This is a genomic window from Lelliottia sp. CFBP8978, assembly GCF_034046055.2.
Lineage (GTDB): Bacteria > Pseudomonadota > Gammaproteobacteria > Enterobacterales > Enterobacteriaceae > Enterobacter.
Genome location: NZ_CM188253.1, coordinates 191,569 through 212,610, shown reverse-complemented (window position 1 = coordinate 212,610; position 21,042 = coordinate 191,569). Strand labels below are relative to the sequence as shown.

At 53.7% G+C, this 21,042-nt stretch carries 17 protein-coding genes and 1 riboswitch; of the genes, 10 read left to right on the top strand and 7 right to left on the bottom strand.

Annotation, left to right across the window (positions count from 1 at the left end; translation table 11 throughout):
- The 5 genes from hupA to nudC form a co-directional block, all read right to left on the bottom strand.
- Window positions 1-273: a nucleoid-associated protein HU-alpha gene (hupA, locus tag SOM82_RS00975; protein ID WP_002445246.1), complete on the bottom strand. Its 273-nt coding sequence runs from the start codon at window positions 271-273 to the stop codon at window positions 1-3.
- A 186-nt stretch (window positions 274-459) separates the two neighbouring features.
- Entirely contained in the window at window positions 460-1,050 is a 591-nt protein-coding gene (locus SOM82_RS00970) for a YjaG family protein (RefSeq protein ID WP_154129103.1), read from the bottom strand.
- A gap of 41 nt (window positions 1,051-1,091) precedes the next feature.
- Window positions 1,092-1,763 carry a deoxyribonuclease V gene (gene nfi, locus SOM82_RS00965; RefSeq protein WP_320461694.1) on the bottom strand — a complete coding sequence of 224 codons (672 nt, stop codon included), beginning with the start codon at window positions 1,761-1,763 and terminating at the stop codon, window positions 1,092-1,094.
- A 9-nt stretch (window positions 1,764-1,772) separates the two neighbouring features.
- On the bottom strand, window positions 1,773-2,837 hold the full coding sequence (gene hemE, locus SOM82_RS00960) for a uroporphyrinogen decarboxylase (RefSeq protein ID WP_320461695.1): 1,065 nt from the start codon (window positions 2,835-2,837) through the stop codon (window positions 1,773-1,775).
- Window positions 2,838-2,877: 40 nt separating this feature from the next.
- Entirely contained in the window at window positions 2,878-3,651 is a 774-nt protein-coding gene (gene nudC / locus SOM82_RS00955) for an NAD(+) diphosphatase (RefSeq protein ID WP_320461696.1), read from the bottom strand.
- A 95-nt stretch (window positions 3,652-3,746) separates the two neighbouring features.
- Between nudC and rsd the strand changes: the two genes are divergently transcribed.
- The 10 genes from rsd (at window position 3,747) to SOM82_RS00905 (ending at window position 12,478) form a co-directional block, all read left to right on the top strand.
- Window positions 3,747-4,244, top strand: coding sequence for a sigma D regulator (gene rsd / locus SOM82_RS00950; RefSeq protein ID WP_154129107.1), 498 nt, complete (start codon window positions 3,747-3,749; stop codon window positions 4,242-4,244).
- Between the two features lie 53 nt (window positions 4,245-4,297).
- A riboswitch (TPP riboswitch) is annotated at window positions 4,298-4,406 on the top strand.
- 83 nt (window positions 4,407-4,489) lie between these two features.
- On the top strand, window positions 4,490-6,385 hold the full coding sequence (gene thiC / locus SOM82_RS00945; protein ID WP_320461697.1) for a phosphomethylpyrimidine synthase ThiC: 1,896 nt from the start codon (window positions 4,490-4,492) through the stop codon (window positions 6,383-6,385).
- The gene (gene thiE / locus SOM82_RS00940) at window positions 6,385-7,020 is read left to right on the top strand and encodes a thiamine phosphate synthase (RefSeq protein WP_320461698.1); all 636 of its coding nucleotides are present in this window, start codon (window positions 6,385-6,387) and stop codon (window positions 7,018-7,020) included. Before thiC ends, thiE begins: the two co-directional genes overlap by 1 nt.
- A complete protein-coding gene (locus SOM82_RS00935; RefSeq protein ID WP_320461699.1) occupies window positions 7,013-7,768 on the top strand; it encodes a HesA/MoeB/ThiF family protein in 756 nt (251 codons plus the stop codon). The genes thiE and SOM82_RS00935 overlap by 8 nt, the downstream gene beginning before the upstream one ends.
- Entirely contained in the window at window positions 7,752-7,952 is a 201-nt protein-coding gene (gene thiS / locus SOM82_RS00930) for a sulfur carrier protein ThiS (protein ID WP_154129111.1), read from the top strand. Before SOM82_RS00935 ends, thiS begins: the two co-directional genes overlap by 17 nt.
- Window position 7,953: 1 nt before the next feature.
- Entirely contained in the window at window positions 7,954-8,724 is a 771-nt protein-coding gene (gene thiG, locus SOM82_RS00925) for a thiazole synthase (RefSeq protein WP_320461700.1), read from the top strand.
- The gene (gene thiH / locus SOM82_RS00920) at window positions 8,721-9,854 is read left to right on the top strand and encodes a 2-iminoacetate synthase ThiH (protein ID WP_320461701.1); all 1,134 of its coding nucleotides are present in this window, start codon (window positions 8,721-8,723) and stop codon (window positions 9,852-9,854) included. Before thiG ends, thiH begins: the two co-directional genes overlap by 4 nt.
- Window positions 9,855-10,130: 276 nt before the next feature.
- Window positions 10,131-11,672 carry a sensor domain-containing diguanylate cyclase gene (locus SOM82_RS00915; protein ID WP_320461702.1) on the top strand — a complete coding sequence of 514 codons (1,542 nt, stop codon included), beginning with the start codon at window positions 10,131-10,133 and terminating at the stop codon, window positions 11,670-11,672.
- A 179-nt stretch (window positions 11,673-11,851) separates the two neighbouring features.
- Window positions 11,852-12,157 (top strand): PTS sugar transporter subunit IIB, encoded by a 306-nt coding sequence (locus tag SOM82_RS00910; RefSeq protein WP_154129115.1) that lies wholly within the window; start codon window positions 11,852-11,854, stop codon window positions 12,155-12,157.
- 3 nt (window positions 12,158-12,160) lie between these two features.
- Entirely contained in the window at window positions 12,161-12,478 is a 318-nt protein-coding gene (locus SOM82_RS00905; RefSeq protein WP_154129116.1) for a PTS lactose/cellobiose transporter subunit IIA, read from the top strand.
- A gap of 71 nt (window positions 12,479-12,549) precedes the next feature.
- Here the strand turns inward: SOM82_RS00905 and rpoC are convergent, their stop codons facing one another.
- A complete protein-coding gene (gene rpoC / locus SOM82_RS00900; protein WP_320461703.1) occupies window positions 12,550-16,773 on the bottom strand; it encodes a DNA-directed RNA polymerase subunit beta' in 4,224 nt (1,407 codons plus the stop codon).
- Window positions 16,774-16,850: 77 nt separating this feature from the next.
- Window positions 16,851-20,879 carry a DNA-directed RNA polymerase subunit beta gene (rpoB, locus tag SOM82_RS00895; RefSeq protein ID WP_154129117.1) on the bottom strand — a complete coding sequence of 1,343 codons (4,029 nt, stop codon included), beginning with the start codon at window positions 20,877-20,879 and terminating at the stop codon, window positions 16,851-16,853.
- Between the last annotated feature and the right edge of the window lie 163 nt (window positions 20,880-21,042).

Genomic DNA, 21,042 nt, shown 5'->3' with positions numbered 1-21,042 from the left:
TTACTTAACAGCGTCTTTCAGTGCTTTACCAGAAACAAATGCCGGTACGTTTGCAGCGGCGATTTTGATTTCTTTACCGGTCTGCGGGTTGCGGCCAGTACGCTCAGCGCGGTGGTTCACTTTGAAGGTACCGAAACCAACCAGTTGTACAGCATCGCCTTCTTTCAGAGACTCAGTAATAGCAGCCAGGGTGGATTCCAGAGCAGCTTTAGCCTGCACTTTAGACAGATCGGCCTTGTCCGCAATTACATCAATCAGTTGAGTCTTGTTCATAAGTTATCCTTTCAATGTGTTTATCGCTTGCTAAGCATCGAGTGCGACGAAAATGCCAAAAAAGCACTCTCCTGCATACACGCACCGATAGCCACTTTTTTTCGCCCCCCAAATGTAGACCAGACGGGGGGCAGAAGGGAAGAGTCGAGGTGCGACAAAACAGGCGTTAAATCACGTTTTATTGTCTCATTGATTAAAAATTATACCAATATTGCTCTCACCCGCCTCGCGTAAGTCCGCGCGCAGGCCTTTTATCAGTTCAATATCGCGTTCTTCGCAGTCGGCCAAAAGTCGGAAGATTTCCCACTGAATGTCCCATTCCTGCTCAACAGCGGGGTTGGCTCTGAGCTCTTCATCGGTCATTTCTCGACCTTCCTGCGTCATTTCCAGCATCGCCACGGTGGTGATCGAAGCCTTGCTCACTTCGATGGCATGTTCCAGAGTTTCGCCACTAAGACGAGAATGAATCAGTTCGCTCAACGCCACACAGGCGTCGATAGCCGGGTAGACACCATACATATCGTAGTCATCTGCCGCCGGGATCGCCTCTTCCAGCTTCTCAAGCTGAGAATCAAAGTTCACTTTTGCGTCTTTGACCGTCAGCGTTTCCCAAATCAGGTCGAGAATACGGCGATAAATCTGGCCTTCACCAAATTCAGTCTGCTTGCAGAACGTGGCATAGTTTGGATACATGCGCTCGCACAGGCACGCCATAAAGGTGACATGCTGCCAGCTTTCCAGCTTCTCAAGGCGCAGATGAATCGGGTTTTGTAACATGATGATGTCTCGAATCGGAAATTAGCGGCAGTTTACCTGAATCAACGCTGAATTTCCTGCCAACGAATAAATGCCGGACGCGCCGACGCCACTGCATCAGCCCAACGCGTCGGCTCCGGTAAACGATAGCCTTTCATACAGCGCTGAACCCACGCCAGCGCGCTATCCGTGCTCACTCTGTGCCCCGTTGCGACAAACAGCGGGTTACACCGCGCTTTGCTGCGCCAGACCCACGCCAGCTGCTCGCCTTTATCCATCAGCGGTGCCAGAGCGCCAGGTTCGGCAGAAAGCGGAGCAAACTTGCCGCATAAACGCTTTTTGGCCACGCCAATGGTGGGCACATCCACCAGCAGCCCAAAATGGCTGGCCACGCCGAGGCGACGAGGATGAGAAATCCCATGACCGTCGACGAACAGCAGGTCGGGTTTTTGCGAGAGTTGTTCCCACGCAGCCAGCAGCGCAGGATATTCACGAAAAGAGAGGAAGCCCGGAATGTAAGGCATGGTGGTGGCAATACGCGCCACCTTGTATTCAACCAGCTCCAGCGAAGGATACTTCAGTAATACCATTGCGGCTCGCGTCACCTCTCCGCCCTGCTCAAACCCAACGTCAGCGCCTGCGATCAACTGCGGCGGATCCACACCCAGACGATCCTCGCGGATCACGGATGAGGCGAGTTCAAGCTGCTGAGCGCGTAACGACGCGAGATCCATAACGACTCCTTACTGATGGTACGGGGCTGAAAGTCGGTGTACCGCCTCCACAAACGCACCCGCATGTTCTGGCGGAACATCCTGATGGATCCCGTGGCCCAGGTTAAAGACGTGACCCTCGCCCTGACCAAATCCGGCCAGAATCGTTGCCACTTCTTCTTCAATACGCGCAGGCTGCGCATACAGCATGGAAGGATCCATGTTGCCCTGCAGCGCCACTTTGTCACCCACGCGACGGCGCGCATCGGCAATATCGGTCGTCCAGTCAAGACCCAGCGCATCACAGCCGGTCGCGGCCAGGGCTTCCAGCCACTGCCCGCCGCCCTTGGTGAACAGTGTCACCGGCACGCGACGGCCTTCGTTTTCACGCAGCAGACCATCAATGATTTTGTGCATGTAATACAGCGAGAACTGCTGATAATCACGCCCGGTCAATACACCACCCCAGGTATCGAAAATCATCACCGACTGCGCGCCTGCTTTAATCTGAGCATTGAGATAAAGCGTGACGCTCTTCGCCAGCTTGTCGAGCAATGCGTGCAGCGCCAGCGGCTCGGCGTACATCATCTTTTTGATCACGGTAAAGGCTTTACTGCTACCGCCTTCAACCATATATGTCGCCAGCGTCCACGGGCTGCCGGAGAAACCAATCAACGGGACTTCGCCTTTCAGCTCGCGTCGGATAGTGCGCACCGCATTCATAACATAGCCCAGCTCCTGCTCCGGATCCGGGATCGGCAGCTTATCAATATCGGCTTTGCTCTTAATCGGAGAGGTAAAGCGCGGGCCTTCGCCTGTTTCAAAGTACAGGCCAAGCCCCATCGCGTCCGGGATGGTCAGGATGTCTGAAAAAAGGATCGCCGCATCAAGCGGGAATCGGCGCAACGGCTGAAGCGTCACTTCACAGGCCAGCTCCGCGTTTTTGCACAGCGACATAAAATCGCCCGCCTGTGCGCGCGTGGCTTTATATTCCGGTAAATAACGGCCCGCCTGGCGCATCATCCATACAGGCGTGATATCAACGGGTTGGCGCAGTAGCGCACGCAGATAACGATCGTTCTTCAGTTCGGTCATTTTTGCAGTTCCTTAAGCGTCATGGCCTCATTGTAACATGTCACTCATCATCAGCCCGACACATTGCCACGGTATCTTCTATCAGGCGGCGAGCGACGGTGCCTGGCGGCGGCAACAGCGGTAGATCGTCATAGCGATACCAGTTTGCCTCCAGCAACTCTTTCGGATCGATAACGATCTCCCCGCTATCATAGTCAGCCATAAATGCGGTCATCAGCGACATCGGGAACGGCCACGGCTGAGACGTCACGTAACGCAGGTTTTTAACCTTGATGCTGCTCTCCTCCATCACTTCCCGGGCAACGGCTTGCTCCAGTGTTTCACCCACTTCGACAAAGCCAGCCAGCACGGTATGGACACCGTTGCGGTGGCGGGTGTGTTGCGCCAGCAGGATGGAGTCATCACGACGAATGGCGACAATAATGCACGGCGCAATTTGCGGATAGTAGCGCTCGCGGCAGTGGTCACACAGCATGGCCCACTCGGATTTGCTGCGGTGCATAGTATGGCCACAGTAGCCACAGAATTTATGGGAACGGAAAAATTCAGCCAGCTGAACCCCACGTCCGGCCAACTGGAAAAGACCGACATCCAGATCGAGCACCTGGCGAACCGAGCCCATATCCTGGCGGCGATTTTGTTGGATCAACCACACGGATTCGCCTTGCCACTCGCCGATCCTGAGTGCGGACTGCCCCGCAAGATCGAAATTTTCTGCCTCGCCATAAGGTAATTCACCGTCGGGCAACCATAATTTTTGTTCGTGACTGACGATCCACCAGCCGCGATCTAATTTTTCAATTATACGATCCATATCTATTGCACTACCTTTGCTTCACAGGCATGTTGGTAACATTATTATTACATTTTGGGTGGGCAGCTTTTAATCTTAACCTTGCGGAGTCAAACATGCTAAACCAGCTACAAAGCCTGACGGAGCGCGTTGGAGGAAGTCATCAACTGGTCGATCGCTGGCTGCACGTGCGCAAACATTTGCTTGTTGCCTACTACAATCTGGTCGGCATTAAGCCTGGCAAAGAATCCTATATGCGGCTTAATGAAAAAGCGCTGGATGATTTTTGTCAGAGCCTCGTTGATTATCTTTCAGACGGTCATTTCAATATTTATGAACGCATTATCCGCGAAATGGAAGGGTCCAGCCCGTATTTAACGGCGACAAAACTCTATCCGCTGCTGGAAGCCAATACCCAGCAGATCATGGACTACTACGACTCAACGCTCGAAAACGCTATCGATCAGGATAATTATCTGGATTTCCAGCAGGCCCTTTCCGATCTCGGTGAAGCGATGGAAGCCCGGTTCACGCTTGAAGACAAGCTCATCGCTCTCGTGCTGGACAGCAATCTGAAGGCCAGCAATGAAGATGACATCGCGCGTCCGGCTTGAGTTCTTATGCGTTAACGAGTAATTTACAAATACCGCTCCTGCCCTGCAGGAGTGTTTTCTTGTCGGAGTGCCCAGAGCGAAAGCCGGGCTGAGACCGTTAATTCGGGATCCGCGGAACCTGATCAGGCTAATACCTGCGAAGGGAACAAGAGTCAACATGCTGTTGTATTACCCTCTCTGGGTGATCACATCTCTTGCTTCATCCGTCGTCTGACAAGCCACTTCCTTCATATTTGGAATGAGCTATGTCTGCAATCAAACTGACCCGCCGCGAACAACGCGCGCAAGCACAACACTTCATTGATACGCTGGAAGGCACCGCTTTCCCCAACTCTAAACGCATTTACATTACCGGTTCGCAAGCAGATATCCGCGTGCCGATGCGTGAAATCCAGCTTAGCCCAACCCTCATCGGCGGCAGCAAAGAAAATCCCCAGTTTGAAGATAACGAAGCCGTACCGGTCTACGACACCTCTGGCCCTTACGGCGATCCCGCTGTCGCCATCAACGTTCAGCAGGGGCTGGAAAAACTACGTCAGCCGTGGATTGATGCCCGCAACGACAGCGAGCCGCTGACCGATCGCAGCTCTGTCTTTACCAAAGAGCGTCTGGCCGATGAGGGTCTGGACGCGCTGCGGTTTACCGGTCTGTTGACGCCGAAACGCGCGAAAGCGGGAAAATGCGTGACGCAATTGCATTACGCTCGTCAGGGCGTAGTTACCCCAGAGATGGAATTCATCGCCATCCGCGAAAACATGGGCCGTGAACGCATTCGTAGCGAAGTTCTGCGCCACCAGCATCCGGGCGAAGGTTTTGGCGCTCGTTTGCCGGAAAACATCACCGCGGAATTCGTGCGTGACGAAGTCGCCGCCGGCCGCGCCATCATCCCTGCCAATATTAACCATCCTGAATCCGAACCGATGATTATTGGCCGTAACTTCCTGGTGAAGGTTAACGCTAATATCGGCAACTCTGCGGTCACCTCTTCCATCGAAGAAGAGGTCGAAAAACTGGTGTGGTCCACCCGCTGGGGTGCGGATACCGTCATGGATCTCTCCACCGGGCGCTACATCCACGAAACCCGCGAATGGATCTTGCGTAACAGCCCGGTTCCTATCGGCACAGTACCCATCTATCAGGCGCTGGAGAAGGTCAACGGGATCGCCGAAGATCTGACCTGGGAAGCCTTCCGCGATACGTTTCTGGAACAGGCCGAACAGGGCGTGGACTATTTCACCATCCACGCTGGCGTCCTGCTGCGCTACGTGCCGATGACCGCCAAACGCCTGACCGGCATTGTCTCGCGCGGCGGTTCCATCATGGCGAAATGGTGTTTATCGCATCATCAGGAAAACTTCCTGTATGAGCATTTCCGCGAAATTTGCGAAATCTGTGCGGCCTATGATGTCTCCCTGTCGCTGGGTGATGGTCTGCGTCCGGGATCGATTCGCGATGCAAACGACGAAGCGCAATTTGCCGAACTGCATACCCTGGGTGAGCTGACCAAAATCGCGTGGGAATATGACGTCCAGGTGATGATCGAAGGTCCCGGCCACGTACCGATGCAGATGATTCGTCGCAATATGACCGAAGAGCTGGAGCACTGTCATGAAGCGCCGTTCTACACCCTGGGACCGCTGACTACCGATATTGCGCCGGGCTATGATCACTTCACCTCCGGGATTGGCGCGGCGATGATCGGCTGGTTTGGCTGCGCGATGCTCTGCTATGTCACGCCGAAAGAACACCTCGGCCTGCCCAATAAAGAGGACGTAAAACAGGGGCTGATCACCTACAAGATCGCCGCCCACGCGGCGGATTTAGCCAAGGGCCATCCCGGCGCGCAAATCCGCGATAACGCCATGTCAAAAGCACGCTTTGAATTCCGCTGGGAGGACCAGTTCAACCTGGCGCTCGATCCGTTCACCGCCCGCGCGTATCACGATGAAACCCTGCCGCAGGAATCCGGCAAAGTGGCACACTTCTGCTCCATGTGCGGCCCCAAATTCTGCTCGATGAAAATCAGCCAGGAAGTGCGCGACTACGCGGCGAAACAGGTGATCGACGTGGGCATGGCGGACATGTCGGAAAACTTCCGCGCCAAAGGCGGCGAAATCTACCTCAAAAAAGAGGAAGTGTAATGTATCAACCTGACTTTCCCCCTGTCCCCTTCCGCCTCGGGCTTTATCCGGTGGTAGATAGCGTCACGTGGCTGGAACGCCTGCTTGCAGCAGGCGTAAAAACGCTTCAGCTACGCATCAAGGATAAACCTGATGATGAGGTTGAAGGCGATGTTATGGCCGCGATTACGCTGGGGCATCGTTACGATGCCCGGCTGTTCATCAACGATTACTGGCGGCTCGCGGTTAAGCATCAGGCGTACGGCGTACATCTTGGTCAGGAAGATCTGGAAACGACCGATCTGAATGCCATTCGCCAGGCGGGTTTACGGCTCGGCGTTTCGACCCACGATGATATGGAGATCGACATCGCTCTCGCGGCGCGGCCATCTTATATCGCCCTCGGACACGTTTTCCCGACCCAAACCAAACAGATGCCGTCTGCCCCGCAGGGGCTGGCGCAGCTGGCAAGCCATATCGCGCGCCTGAAAGATTACCCCACGGTCGCCATCGGCGGGATCAGCCTTGAACGCGCTCCTGATGTGCTCGCCACCGGCGTGGGCAGCATCGCGGTAGTCAGCGCGATAACTCAGGCGACAGACTGGCAGCTCGCGACAGCACAATTACTGGAACTGGCAGGAGCGGGCGATGAATGACAGCGACTTTATGCGTTACAGCCGCCAGATATTGCTGGACGACATCGCCATTGAGGGTCAGCAAAAGCTGCTCGCCAGCCGGGTGTTGATCGTCGGTCTTGGCGGATTAGGCGCTCCTGCCGCGCTCTATCTTGCCGGAGCGGGAATCGGAACGCTGGTGCTGGCTGACGATGACGACGTTCATCTGAGCAATCTGCAACGGCAAATCCTGTTCACCACCGACGATCTGAGCCAGCCAAAAGCCCAGGCGACCACCGCGCGTCTGAAAGCGCTCAACCCCACTATCACGCTCATCACGATACAGGAACGACTCAGGGACGAAGCCCTGCGCCAGGAGGTCGCCCGCGCCGACGCGGTCCTGGATTGCACCGACAATATGCTGACGCGTCAGATGCTTAACGCGGCCTGCGTGGATCTCAACACTCCGCTCATCACCGCCAGCGCCGTCGGTTTTGGCGGGCAGATGATGGTGCTGACCCCACCGTGGACGCAGGGCTGTTATCGCTGCCTGTGGCCTGACGATGACGAGCCGCAGCGCAATTGCCGAACGGCGGGCATTCTCGGCCCGGTTGTCGGCGTGATGGGGACACTTCAGGCGCTTGAGGCCATCAAATTACTCAGCGGCATGAACACTCCGCGTAATGCGCTACGACTGTTTGACGCCCGCTCGGGAAGCTGGCGACAGCTCGCTTTACAGCGCGCGCGAGGATGTCAGGTTTGCGGAGGCAATCATGCGGATCCTGTTTAACGATGAGCCCATGCAGTGTGCGTCGGGACTGACCATTGCCGCTCTGCTCGACCAGCTACGCCAGCTCAAGCCCGGAATGGCGCTGGCGCTCAACCAACACATCCTGCCGCGCGAGCAGTGGGAACTTCAGCAGGTGCGCGAAGGCGATCAGATCCTGCTTTTCCAGGTTATCGCGGGAGGCTGACATGTTAAAAATTGCGGATAAAACCTTTGATTCACATCTGTTTACCGGCACAGGAAAATTCGCTACGCCGCAACTGATGGTTAACGCCATTCAGGAGAGCGGCAGCCAGCTGGTGACGCTGGCAATGAAGCGCGTGGATCTGCGTCATCACAGCGATGCGATTCTGGCTCCGCTGCTGGAGGCTGGCATGACACTTTTGCCCAATACTTCTGGCGCAAAAACCGCAGAAGAAGCGGTCTTTGCCGCTCAACTGGCACGGGAAGCGCTCGGCACCCATTGGCTAAAACTGGAAATCCATCCCGATGCCCGCTGGCTATTACCTGATCCCGTCGAAACGCTAAAAGCCGCCGATATTCTTGTTAAACAGGGATTTACCGTTCTTCCGTACTGCGGTGCCGATCCGGTCTTGTGCAAAAGGCTGGAAGAGGTGGGCTGCGCGGCAGTCATGCCGTTAGGCGCGCCCATTGGTTCGAATCAGGGGCTGGAAACCCGCGCGATGCTGGAAATCATCATCGAACAGGCCACCGTTCCGGTCGTCATTGATGCCGGCATTGGCGTACCAAGCCATGCCGCGCAGGCGCTGGAAATGGGAGCCGATGCGGTACTGGTCAACACCGCCATTGCCGTTGCTGACGATCCGGTGATGATGGCGCGGGCTTTTCGCCTGGCCGTTGAAGCCGGTTTACTGGCACGTCACGCCGGACCGGGTTCGCGCCGTTTTCAGGCTCAGGCAACCAGCCCGTTAACGGGCTTTCTGGAGACCTTTTCATGAGCAGCTTCACAGACCGCTGGCGGCAACTTGACTGGGACGACATTCGCCTGCGTATAAACAGCAAAACCGCGGCGGATGTTGAGCATGCCCTGAATGCGCGTCATCTGACTCGCGATGACATGATGGCGCTACTCTCCCCTGCGGCCAGCACGTATCTGGAACCCATGGCACAACGGGCACAGCGGCTGACCCGGCAGCGTTTCGGCAACACGGTGAGTTTTTACGTCCCTCTCTATCTCTCTAACCTCTGCGCCAACGACTGTACCTACTGCGGCTTTTCGATGAGCAATCGTATTAAGCGTAAAACGCTCGATGAGGGCGAGATCGCGCGCGAATGTGCAGCGATCAGGGAGATGGGATTTGAGCACCTTCTTCTGGTCACTGGCGAACATCAGGCTCAGGTCGGAATGGACTACTTTCGCCAGCATTTACCGGCCATTCGCCGCGAGTTTTCCTCATTACAGATGGAAGTCCAGCCGCTTTCAACGGAACAGTATGCAGAGCTTAAATCGCTGGGGCTGGATGGCGTGATGGTTTATCAGGAGACTTATCACGAAGCGATGTATGCGCAGCATCACTTAAAGGGAAAAAAACAGGATTTCTTTTTCCGGCTCGACACGCCGGACCGGCTCGGCCGTGCGGGGATCGATAAAATTGGCCTGGGCGCATTGATTGGTCTGTCCGACAGCTGGCGGGTCGATTGCTATATGGTTGCAGAGCATTTGCTCTGGCTACAACAACATTACTGGCAAAGCCGTTATTCTGTCTCGTTTCCGCGACTACGGCCCTGTGCTGGCGGTATCGAACCGGCGTCAATCATGGACGAACGCCAGCTGGTACAAACGATCTGCGCGTTTCGTCTGCTGGCACCGGAAGTCGAACTGTCGCTGTCGACCCGGGAATCAGCGGAATTTCGCGATCGGGTCATTCCATTGGCCATCAACAACGTCAGTGCATTTTCGAAAACACAGCCCGGCGGCTATGCCGATAATCATCCTGAGCTGGAGCAGTTTACGCCTCATGATGGCCGTCGACCTGAAGAGGTCGCCCGTGCCCTGAGCGCGCAAGGCTTACAGCCGGTATGGAAAGACTGGGATAGTTGGTTGGGACGCGCCTCGCAGTTGCGCTGAAAAAGCGTGTAACTCCACAAAAATCGCCCGAGGCGCCTCGTAATGCGCACATCGGGCGATTGTCGGAGGACGCGCGATTTTTTATTCTCACCTCGTCAGCAACGGACGCTGACCAGGGCGAAAAATCTCTTCCTCGTTTCGCCCTGCCTTCAAAAAATAGAGAAATTCTGTCGAGTTCTTAAGATAAATCATCCTGACCTATACTCTGAAAAGTATAATTCAGCGGCATACCTTTTTGATTTTCAGGCCTTAAACCTTATGGATTATTGATAACTCATGGCTCTTCACAGCAGGAAACTTTCTTTTACGACACCGATTCTGGTGAGTTTCGCGGGGATCCTGGTCAGTTTTATTCTGATCGCCGTGTTTATTACGTTGTCGCAAAGAAAGGAGTTTATTGATGATTATCATACCATTAACCGTAATTTCACCCACAATCTGGCGGTCAACTATACGGGTTCAATCCTGAGGGAGAACGATCATATTCTCGGTAGTGCGGCGACGTTCTTTTCGCGAAATGACCGGCTAAATAACGCCTTAAATGTCGATCGCGAAAAAGGCATGCAGGTGTTGATGCAGTTGCAGAATCTCATGCCGATGGTCTCATCTATTTCTCTGGCGGATTTAGCTGGGCACTATTTGCGGGCGCCGGAAGTGCTGGAAACAGACAGCAGTAAAACCTTTGATGCCCGTACGCGCCCGTGGTTTGTTGGGCAGGCTGAATCCAGTACCTTAAGCCGCTACACCAGCCCTTATATAGATTACTTTCTCCATCATCCGACGGTGACCCTCTTTAAGCCCGTGATTTCGCCAGAGGGCAAGCTGAAGGGAACACTCGCTTTTCATCTTGATCTGACTTCCATGGGCTACACCCTACGCCAGATGGTGGCGCCCGTTCAGGGTGAATTTTTCGTGGTGGAACGTAACGGGAAAGTCGTGCTTCATCCGGATACGGGGGAGCTGTTTAAGCAGCATGTCAGCACGGCGCTGATGGATCAGATGACCAGCGGTGAAGGACATCTTTACGATCAAAAAACCGGGTTCTGGTATTACTACTACGCGTTAACCAACCCGGAGTGGTTCGTCGTTTATCGCGTTGCCGATCGCACGCTGACGGATATTACCCGCCATGAGACAAGCATCATCGCCTGGGGTTTTTCACTTGCGGCTATCATCATTATTTTATTCGGCCTGTATCTGCGCCACGCTTCGCGCACCGTACTGATGAATATCATTAACGCGATTAAAACCGGTGAGGTCAACCGTGCCCCCCGCCTTGAGGCCATGCTTAGCAAGGCCATTCAGTCAAACAAAGAGCGTGAGCGGGACTTTGTACGCCAGGCAACCATTGACGCGCTGACCGGCTGCAAGAATCGACGCGCTTTTGACAGCGATATTGCTGCGCTGATGAATCATCAGCAACCCTTCATACTGGCGCTGATTGATATTGATAATTTCAAGTCCATTAACGATACCTGGGGCCATCTCAGCGGCGATATCGTCTTGCGTAACGTCGCGCGTGAAGGCATTCAGATCATGCAGCCACATGATATTTCTGTCTATCGCTACGGCGGCGAGGAATTTGCGGTGATATTCCCAACCGACAATCTTGAGCTTTCTCACTCATTGCTGGAAGCCTGGCGCGCGGCGGTTGCCAGCAGAGCATGGCGTGAGGAGGGATTAAATGTCACCTTCAGCGGCGGAATGGGAGAATGGCGCTTTGAACCTCTCGAGCAGCTCATCGGCAGCGTGGACGAAGCGCTGTATAAGGCAAAAGAGCAGGGAAAAAACCGTATTTTGCGCACCTCCGTTCGATAACCACTATCCTTTCTTTATGCCCGTTTCTGCGGGCATATCTCATGACGACCTAAAAATTGTAACCGGTTTCAGAAAACCGGATTTCTTTGTGATGCCTGACACACAATCGTGGTAAAGCGGTTGTTGTAGCCGCCCTCACGGGATAATTATCAATAAACACATGTACATCGAGGCTGACTATGAAGAACATCGTTTTATGCTGTGCAGCGGGCATGTCTACCAGCATGCTGGTTCAGCGGATGAAAGACGCCGCGGCGAAAAAAGGCGTCGAAGTAACCATCAAAGCCGTTCCGGTTGCTGAGTTTAAAGACAACATTGCGACAGCCGACATCGTATTACTGGGGCCACAGGTCAAATACGAGCTGGCAAAATTACAGGCGCAGGCCGAACCGTTGGGCAAGCAGGTCGCGGTGATCGACATGATGGATTACGGCATGATGAAAGGCGATGTCGTGCTGGAAAAAGCACTTAAACTGCTGGAGTAACACATGGAAGATTTAGAAACAACCATTATGGAGTTGCTGGTAAACGCGGGCGCGGCCCGCAGCGCAGCGTTAACCGCTCTGCAACTGGCACGAAAAGGCGAATTTGACGAAGCCGAAAAAGCGATGGAAGAGTCGCGCGAATATGTAAAGCACGCGCACACTATCCAGACTCAGCTTATTGGCCTGGATGAAGGCACCGGCAAACTTCCCGTTAACTTGATTACGGTCCATTCGCAGGATCATCTGATGAACGCGATGGTGATTCAGGATTTAGCGGGGGACATGATCGAGCTTTATCGCCGTGTGCCATTACTGAAGTAACGCTTCACGTCGTTGATTATCAGACATAAAAAAACCCGCCGAAGCGGGTTTTTTATTAGCTCACAGCACGATTAATCGTTGTCAGAGCCGCCCAGACCTGCGTTCAGCAGTTCTGCCAGGCTTGCAGAAGCATCTTCCGCAGTGACCTGTGGTGCAACTGGCAGTTCGCCCGCAGCACGACGACGCATACGATCCTGGTGGTAAGCATAACCGGTACCAGCCGGAATCAGACGACCCACGATAACGTTCTCTTTCAGACCGCGCAGTTCATCACGTTTGCCCGCAACAGCCGCTTCGGTCAGGACACGCGTGGTCTCCTGGAACGATGCTGCAGAGATGAAGGACTCGGTTGCCAGAGACGCTTTGGTGATACCCAGCAGGTCGCGGGAATAGAGCGCCGCCACTTTGCCGTTCGCTTCCAGATCGCGGTTGGCAATCTTGACGCGGGAGTATTCCACCTGCTCGCCTTCCAGGAAGTCCGAGCTGCCAGCGCTATCGATGGTTGCTTTACGCAGCATCTGACGAACGATAACTTCGATGTGTTTATCGTTAATCTTAACGCCTTGCAGACGGTAAACGTCCTGTACTTCGTTGGTGATATAACGCGTTACCGCGTGAACACCACGAAGACGCAGAATGTCGTGCGGCGCTTCTGGACCATCGGAAACCACGTCACCACGTTCTACACGTTCGCCTTCGAACACGTTGAGCTGACGCCATTTTGGAATCATCTCTTCGTATGGTTCGCTGCCGTCTAACGGAGTGATAACCAGACGACGTTTCCCTTTGGTCTCTTTACCGAAGGAAATGATACCGCTGATTTCCGCCAGAATGGCAGGCTCTTTCGGACGACGTGCTTCGAACAGGTCAGCAACGCGTGGCAGACCACCGGTGATGTCCTTAGTACCGCCAGATTCCTGCGGAATACGTGCCAGGGTGTCACCACCGCTGATCTGTACGCCATCTTCCAGCTGAACAATCGCTTTACCTGGCAGGAAGTACTGAGCAGGCATATCGGTGCCTGGGATCAGAACGTCGTTGCCGTTCGCATCAACGATTTTCAGTGCCGGACGCAGATCTTTACCACCCGCGGTACGTTCTGCAGAATCCAGAACCACCAGGGAAGACAGACCGGTCAGTTCGTCGGTCTGACGAGTAATCGTCTGGCCATCGATCATATCGGTGAAGCGAATGAAGCCCGCCACTTCGGTGATAACCGGCATGGTGTGTGGATCCCAGTTTGCTACGGTCTCGCCGCCAGCAACCTGCTCGCCATCACCTTTCGCCATCACAGCACCGTAAGGCACTTTATAGCTTTCTTTGGTACGACCGAATTCGTCGATCAGCTTCAGCTCGGTGTTACGAGAAGTCACAACCAGTTTCCCGGAAGAGTTAACAACCGACTTCGCGTTGCTGAGCTTGATGCTACCTTTGTTTTTCACCTGGATGCTGGATTCAGCAGCCGCACGAGATGCCGCACCACCGATGTGGAACGTACGCATCGTCAGCTGTGTACCCGGCTCACCGATGGACTGTGCTGCGATGACGCCGATAGCCTCACCTTTGTTGATGATGTGGCCACGCGCCAGGTCACGACCATAGCAGTGCGCACATACACCAAAGTCGGTGTCACAGGATACGACGGAACGGACTTTCACAGAGTCAACAGAGTTCGCTTCCAGCAGGTCACACCACTGTTCGTGCAGCAGAGTGTTGCGTGGAACCAGAATGTCTGCGGTACCTGGTTTCAGTACGTCTTCAGCAGTCACACGACCCAGAACGCGATCGCGCAGTGGCTCTTTAACATCACCACCCTCGATAACCGGGGTCATGGTGATACCTTCAAGCGTGCCGCAATCGTCTTCAGTAACAACCAGATCCTGTGCAACGTCAACCAGACGACGCGTCAGATAACCGGAGTTCGCTGTTTTCAGTGCGGTATCCGCCAGACCTTTACGCGCACCGTGCGTGGAGATGAAGTACTGGAGTACGTTCAGACCTTCACGGAAGTTCGCGGTGATTGGCGTTTCGATGATGGAACCATCTGGTTTCGCCATCAGACCACGCATACCTGCCAGCTGACGAATCTGTGCTGCAGAACCACGCGCACCGGAGTCGGCCATCATGTAGATGCTGTTAAAGGAAACCTGCTGCTCTTCTTTACCTTCACGGTTAATGACGGTTTCAGTTTGCAGGTTATCCATCATCGCTTTAGAAACGCGATCGTTCGCCGCAGCCCAAATATCGATAACTTTGTTGTAGCGTTCGCCCGCGGTAACCAGACCAGACTGGAACTGCTCCTGGATCTCGGCCACTTCGGCTTCGGCTTCGCTGATGATCTCGTATTTCTTCTGTGGGATCACCATGTCATCAATACCAACGGATGCACCTGAACGCGCTGCATAAGCAAAGCCGGTGTACATCGTCTGGTCAGCGAAGATAACGGTCGGTTTCAGACCCAAAATGCGGTAACAGGTGTTCAGCATTTTGGAGATTGCTTTCTTGCCCAGCGCCTGGTTGACGATGGAGAAAGGCAGACCTTTCGGTACGATCATCCACAGAATCGCACGACCTACGGTAGTGTCGATAATGCTGGTTTTCGCAACGAATTCGCCGTTAGCGTCTTTTTCATATTCGGTGATACGCACTTTAACGCGCGCATGCAGAGAGGCCAGGCCAGCGCGATAAATACGCTCAGCTTCTTTAGGGCCAGTCAGCACCATGCCTTCGCCTTTGGCGTTAACACAGTCACGGGTCATGTAGTACAGACCCAGTACAACGTCCTGAGAAGGAACGATGATTGGCTCGCCATTCGCAGGTGACAGGATGTTGTTGGTAGACATCATCAGCGCACGCGCTTCGAGCTGGGCTTCCAGCGTCAGCGGTACGTGAACAGCCATCTGGTCACCATCGAAGTCGGCGTTATATGCCGCACAAACCAGCGGGTGCAGCTGAATTGCTTTACCTTCGATCAGAACCGGTTCAAACGCCTGGATACCCAAACGGTGCAGAGTTGGTGCACGGTTCAGCAGTACCGGGTGTTCGCGGATAACTTCGTCCAGGATATCCCAAACGACAGCTTCTTCGCGCTCAACCATTTTCTTAGCGGCTTTGATGGTGGTGGCCAGGCCACGCAGTTCCAGCTTGCCGTAGATGAACGGTTTGAACAGCTCAAGTGCCATTTTCTTAGGCAGACCGCACTGATGCAGACGCAGGTATGGACCTACGGTGATAACAGAACGACCAGAGTAGTCAACACGCTTACCGAGCAGGTTCTGACGGAAACGACCCTGTTTACCTTTGATCATATCGGCCAAAGATTTCAGAGGACGTTTGTTAGAACCGGTGATCGCACGACCGCGACGACCGTTATCCAGCAGGGCATCTACCGCTTCCTGCAGCATACGTTTTTCGTTACGTACGATGATGTCAGGCGCAGCCAGATCCAACAGTCGTTTCAGACGGTTGTTACGGTTGATCACGCGACGATACAGATCGTTCAGGTCAGAAGTCGCGAAACGACCACCATCCAGCGGAACCAGCGGACGCAGATCTGGCGGCAGAACCGGCAGAACGGTCAGGATCATCCACTCTGGTTTGTTGCCAGACTGAACGAACGCTTCCAGCAGCTTGATGCGCTTGGTCAGCTTTTTACGCTTGGTTTCGGAGTTGGTTTCGTTCAGCTCTTCACGCAGCTGTTCGCACTCTTGCTCCAGATCCATGCTTTTCAGCAGGGCCTGAATAGCTTCCGCACCCATCTTAGCGTCGAATTCGTCACCGAACTCTTCCAGCGCGTCCAGATACTGTTCTTCGGTCAGAATCTGGTTACGTTCCAGATTCGTCATCCCGCCTTCGATAACCACATAAGATTCGAAGTACAGAACACGTTCGATATCGCGCAGCGGCATATCCAGCAGCAGACCGATACGGGACGGCAGAGATTTCAGGAACCAGATGTGAGCAGTTGGAGACGCCAGCTCGATGTGGCCCATGCGCTCACGGCGCACTTTGGTCTGGGTCACTTCAACGCCGCACTTCTCACAGATCACACCACGGTGTTTCAGGCGCTTGTACTTACCGCACAGGCACTCGTAATCTTTTACTGGCCCGAAAATACGCGCACAGAAAAGGCCGTCACGCTCAGGTTTGAACGTACGGTAGTTGATGGTTTCCGGCTTCTTAACTTCACCGAAAGACCATGAACGGATCATGTCTGGCGATGCCAGAGCAATTTTGATCGCATCAAACTCTTCGGTTTTAGTTTGCGCTTTCAGAAACTTTAATAAGTCTTTCACGGATTTGCTCCCGTCGGAGTTAGCACAATCTGGTGCCGGGTTATTAATCCGGCACCAGTGACCTGTTTGAGCGAGAGTTACTCGTCTTCCAGCTCGATGTTGATACCCAGCGAACGGATCTCTTTCAACAGTACGTTGAAGGATTCCGGCATGCCTGGTTCCATCTGATGATTGCCGTCTACGATGTTTTTATACATCTTAGTACGACCGTTCACGTCATCAGACTTAACGGTAAGCATTTCCTGCAGGGTGTATGCTGCGCCGTATGCTTCAAGCGCCCACACTTCCATCTCACCGAAGCGCTGACCACCGAACTGCGCCTTACCACCCAGCGGCTGCTGAGTAACCAGGCTGTAAGAACCGGTAGAACGCGCATGCATCTTGTCATCAACCAGGTGGTTCAGTTTCAGCATGTACATGTAGCCAACGGTAACCTGGCGCTCGAATTGCTCACCGGTACGACCGTCGAACAGTGTGATCTGACCGGAAGTCGGCAGGCCACCCAGCTGTAACAGTTCCTTGATTTCAGACTCTTTCGCACCATCGAAGACCGGTGTTGCGATCGGCATGCCTTTTTTCAGGTTCTCAGCCAGACGCAGTACTTCGTCATCGCTGAAGGTGTTCAGGTCAACTTTCTGACGAACATCAGTGCCCAGATCGTACGCACGCTGGATGAATTCGCGCAGTTTCGCGACTTCTTCCTGCTGCTTCAGCATGGCGTTGATTTTCTCGCCGATACCTTTCGCAGCCATACCCAGGTGAGTTTCGAGGATCTGACCAATGTTCATACGAGACGGTACACCCAGTGGGTTCAGCACGATATCTACCGGCGTACCGTTAGCATCGTGAGGCATATCTTCGATCGGGTTGATCTTGGAGATAACACCTTTGTTACCGTGACGACCTGCCATTTTATCACCAGGCTGAATCTGACGTTTAACTGCCAGATAAACCTTAACAATCTTCAGCACGCCTGGTGCCAGATCGTCGCCCTGAGTGATTTTGCGGCGTTTCGCTTCGAGTTTTTTCTCGAACTCGTGTTTCAGTTCGTCATACTGCTCAGCCAGCTGTTCCAGCTGACTTTGTTTCTCTTCGTCGGCCAGGCCCAGTTCCAGCCAGCGGTCGCGCGGCAGTTTGTCGAGCTTCTCAGCTTCAATGCCACCGGAGACCAGCGCTGCGTAGATACGGCTAAACAGGCCAGCTTCGAGGATTTGCAATTCTTCAGACAGGTCTTTCTTCGCCTGCTTCAGCTGCATCTCTTCGATTTCCAGCGCACGTTTGTCTTTTTCTACGCCATCGCGAGTAAAGACCTGAACGTCGATAACTGTACCGGAAACACCGTTTGGTACACGCAGAGAAGAGTCTTTAACGTCAGACGCTTTCTCACCGAAGATTGCACGCAGCAGTTTCTCTTCTGGCGTCAGCTGGGTTTCACCTTTTGGCGTTACCTTACCAACCAGAATGTCGCCGCCGGTCACTTCTGCACCGATGTAAACGATACCGGATTCATCCAGTTTGGAGAGCGCAGCTTCACCCACGTTCGGGATGTCGGCAGTGATCTCTTCTGGCCCCAGCTTGGTGTCACGGGACACACATGCCAGTTCCTGAATGTGAATCGTGGTGAAACGATCTTCCTGAACCACGCGTTCGGAGACAAGGATGGAGTCTTCGAAGTTGTAGCCGTTCCACGGCATGAACGCTACGCGCATGTTCTGACCGAGCGCCAGTTCACCGAGGTCGGTGGACGGACCATCTGCCAGCACGTCGCCGCGCTCAACCGGCTCACCCAGGGACACACAAGGCATCTGGTTGATGCAGGTGTTCTGGTTAGAACGGGTGTATTTGGTCAGGTTATAAATGTCGATACCCGCTTCGCCCGGATACATCTCGTCTTCGTTAACTTTAATAACGATACGGGATGCATCAACGTACTGAACAGTACCGCCACGTTTAGCAACTGCAGTTACACCGGAGTCAACGGCAACAGCACGTTCCATACCGGTACCAACCAGCGGCTTATCAGCGCGCAGAGTCGGAACCGCCTGACGTTGCATGTTCGCACCCATCAATGCACGGTTGGCGTCATCGTGTTCCAGGAATGGAATCAGGGACGCACCAACAGAAACGATCTGCTGCGTGGAAACGTCCATGTAATCCACCTGATCATTGCTAAACAGGCTGGATTCGCCTTTGCTACGGCAGGTAACGAGATCGTCAACGAAACGACCTTCTTCGTCCAGGTTGGTGTTCGCCTGAGCGATGACGTAGTTACCTTCTTCAATAGCAGACAGGTAATGAATCTCGTCGGTTACCACACCGTCAGTCACTTTACGATACGGAGTCTCAAGGAAACCGTATTCGTTAGTCTGTGCGTACACGGACAGGGAGTTGATCAGACCGATGTTTGGACCTTCAGGCGTTTCGATTGGACATACGCGACCGTAGTGAGTCGGGTGTACGTCTCGAACTTCAAAGCCTGCACGTTCACGGGTCAGACCGCCTGGGCCGAGTGCAGAGATACGACGTTTGTGCGTAATCTCAGACAGTGGGTTGTTCTGGTCCATGAACTGAGACAGCTGGCTGGAACCAAAGAACTCTTTCACTGCGGCAGAAATTGGCTTGGCGTTGATCATATCCTGAGGCATCAGGGTATCCAGATCGCCCAGAGACAGACGCTCTTTTACCGCACGCTCAACACGCACCAGGCCAACACGGAATTGGTTTTCCGCCATTTCGCCTACGGAACGGATACGACGGTTGCCGAGGTGGTCGATATCATCCACTTCGCCTTTGCCGTTACGGATATCAATGAGCTTTTTCATCACTTCGATGATGTCTTCTTTGCTCAGGATACCGGAACCTTCGATCGCATCACGCAGCAGAGAACGGTTGAACTTCATGCGACCAACCGCGGACAGATCGTAGCGGTCTTCGGAGAAGAACAGGTTCTCAAACAGGCTTTCAGCCGCTTCACGCGTTGGCGGCTCACCAGGGCGCATCATGCGGTAGATTTCTACCAGTGCGCTCAGACGATCGTTGGTTGGGTCGACGCGTACAGTCTCAGAGATGTACGGACCGTGGTCCAGATCGTTAGTGAACAGCGTTTCGATGCGCTTGTGGCCAGACTGGCTAAGTTTAGCCAGCAGATCCAGGCTCAGCTCCATGTTAGCCGGGCAGATCAGCTCGCCAGTTGATGCATCAACGTAATCTTTTGCTGCAACTTTACCTGCGATGTACTCAACCGGGACTTCGATGTGTTTGATATCATCTTTTTCCAGCTGACGGATGTGGCGCGCAGTAATACGGCGGCCTTTTTCCACATACACTTTGCCGTCGGATTCGATATCGAACGACGCAGTTTCGCCACGCAGACGCTCCGGCAACAGCTCCATTTGCAGCTTGTTGTCACGGATTTCAAAGATCACTTTCTCAAAGAACAGATCAAGAATCTGCTCAGTGGTATAGCTCAGCGCACGCAGAATGATGGTTGCAGGCAGTTTACGACGACGGTCGATACGGACAAACAGGTTGTCTTTAGGATCGAACTCGAAGTCCAGCCAGGAACCACGGTAAGGAATGATACGCGCGTTATACAGTACTTTACCGGATGAGTGCGTTTTACCTTTATCGCTGTCGAAGAAGACGCCCGGGCTACGATGCAGCTGGGAAACGATAACACGCTCAGTGCCGTTGATTACGAAAGTACCGTTGTCCGTCATGAGTGGAATTTCACCCATGTAGACTTCTTGTTCTTTAATGTCTTTAACGGTGCCTTCCGGCGCTTCGCGCTCGTAGACCACCAGACGCAGTTTTACGCGCAGGGGTGCGGAATAGGTCACACCACGGATCTGACATTCCTGAACGTCAAATACCGGTTCGCCAAGACGGTAGCTGACATATTGCAGCTCAGAATTACCGCTATAGCTTTTAATTGGGAATACGGAACGGAAGGCTGCTTCCAGACCATACTGCCCTTCAGGATCTTGCTCGATAAACTTCTGGAACGAGTCAAGCTGGATAGAAAGGAGATAAGGTATATCCAGAACTTGTGGACGTTTACCAAAATCCTTACGAATACGTTTTTTCTCGGTATAGGAGTAAACCATTAGGGTTCCTCAGCTCGCTGACAAGTCGACCCATCTGCCCGACGAAGGGACAGTTTGTGCAACACCATTTTGTTGATCGGAAAATTGAATACTTTCCGCAATACCTGTTGCTATCACGCTTAAACCATTTCGTTGCGATTTACACAGAGCGAGCACCCTGTCG

Bases quoted from the DNA above. Each gene is read 5' to 3' on its own strand.
- hupA (WP_002445246.1), bottom strand. From the start codon at position 273: ATGAACAAGACTCAACTGATTGATGTAATTGCGGACAAGGCCGATCTG.
- SOM82_RS00970 (WP_154129103.1), bottom strand. From the start codon at position 1,050: ATGTTACAAAACCCGATTCATCTGCGCCTTGAGAAGCTGGAAAGCTGG.
- nfi (WP_320461694.1), bottom strand. From the start codon at position 1,763: ATGGATCTCGCGTCGTTACGCGCTCAGCAGCTTGAACTCGCCTCATCC.
- hemE (WP_320461695.1), bottom strand. From the start codon at position 2,837: ATGACCGAACTGAAGAACGATCGTTATCTGCGTGCGCTACTGCGCCAA.
- nudC (WP_320461696.1), bottom strand. From the start codon at position 3,651: ATGGATCGTATAATTGAAAAATTAGATCGCGGCTGGTGGATCGTCAGT.
- rsd (WP_154129107.1), top strand. From the start codon at position 3,747: ATGCTAAACCAGCTACAAAGCCTGACGGAGCGCGTTGGAGGAAGTCAT.
- thiC (WP_320461697.1), top strand. From the start codon at position 4,490: ATGTCTGCAATCAAACTGACCCGCCGCGAACAACGCGCGCAAGCACAA.
- thiE (WP_320461698.1), top strand. From the start codon at position 6,385: ATGTATCAACCTGACTTTCCCCCTGTCCCCTTCCGCCTCGGGCTTTAT.
- SOM82_RS00935 (WP_320461699.1), top strand. From the start codon at position 7,013: ATGAATGACAGCGACTTTATGCGTTACAGCCGCCAGATATTGCTGGAC.
- thiS (WP_154129111.1), top strand. From the start codon at position 7,752: ATGCGGATCCTGTTTAACGATGAGCCCATGCAGTGTGCGTCGGGACTG.
- thiG (WP_320461700.1), top strand. From the start codon at position 7,954: ATGTTAAAAATTGCGGATAAAACCTTTGATTCACATCTGTTTACCGGC.
- thiH (WP_320461701.1), top strand. From the start codon at position 8,721: ATGAGCAGCTTCACAGACCGCTGGCGGCAACTTGACTGGGACGACATT.
- SOM82_RS00915 (WP_320461702.1), top strand. From the start codon at position 10,131: ATGGCTCTTCACAGCAGGAAACTTTCTTTTACGACACCGATTCTGGTG.
- SOM82_RS00910 (WP_154129115.1), top strand. From the start codon at position 11,852: ATGAAGAACATCGTTTTATGCTGTGCAGCGGGCATGTCTACCAGCATG.
- SOM82_RS00905 (WP_154129116.1), top strand. From the start codon at position 12,161: ATGGAAGATTTAGAAACAACCATTATGGAGTTGCTGGTAAACGCGGGC.
- rpoB (WP_154129117.1), bottom strand. From the start codon at position 20,879: ATGGTTTACTCCTATACCGAGAAAAAACGTATTCGTAAGGATTTTGGT.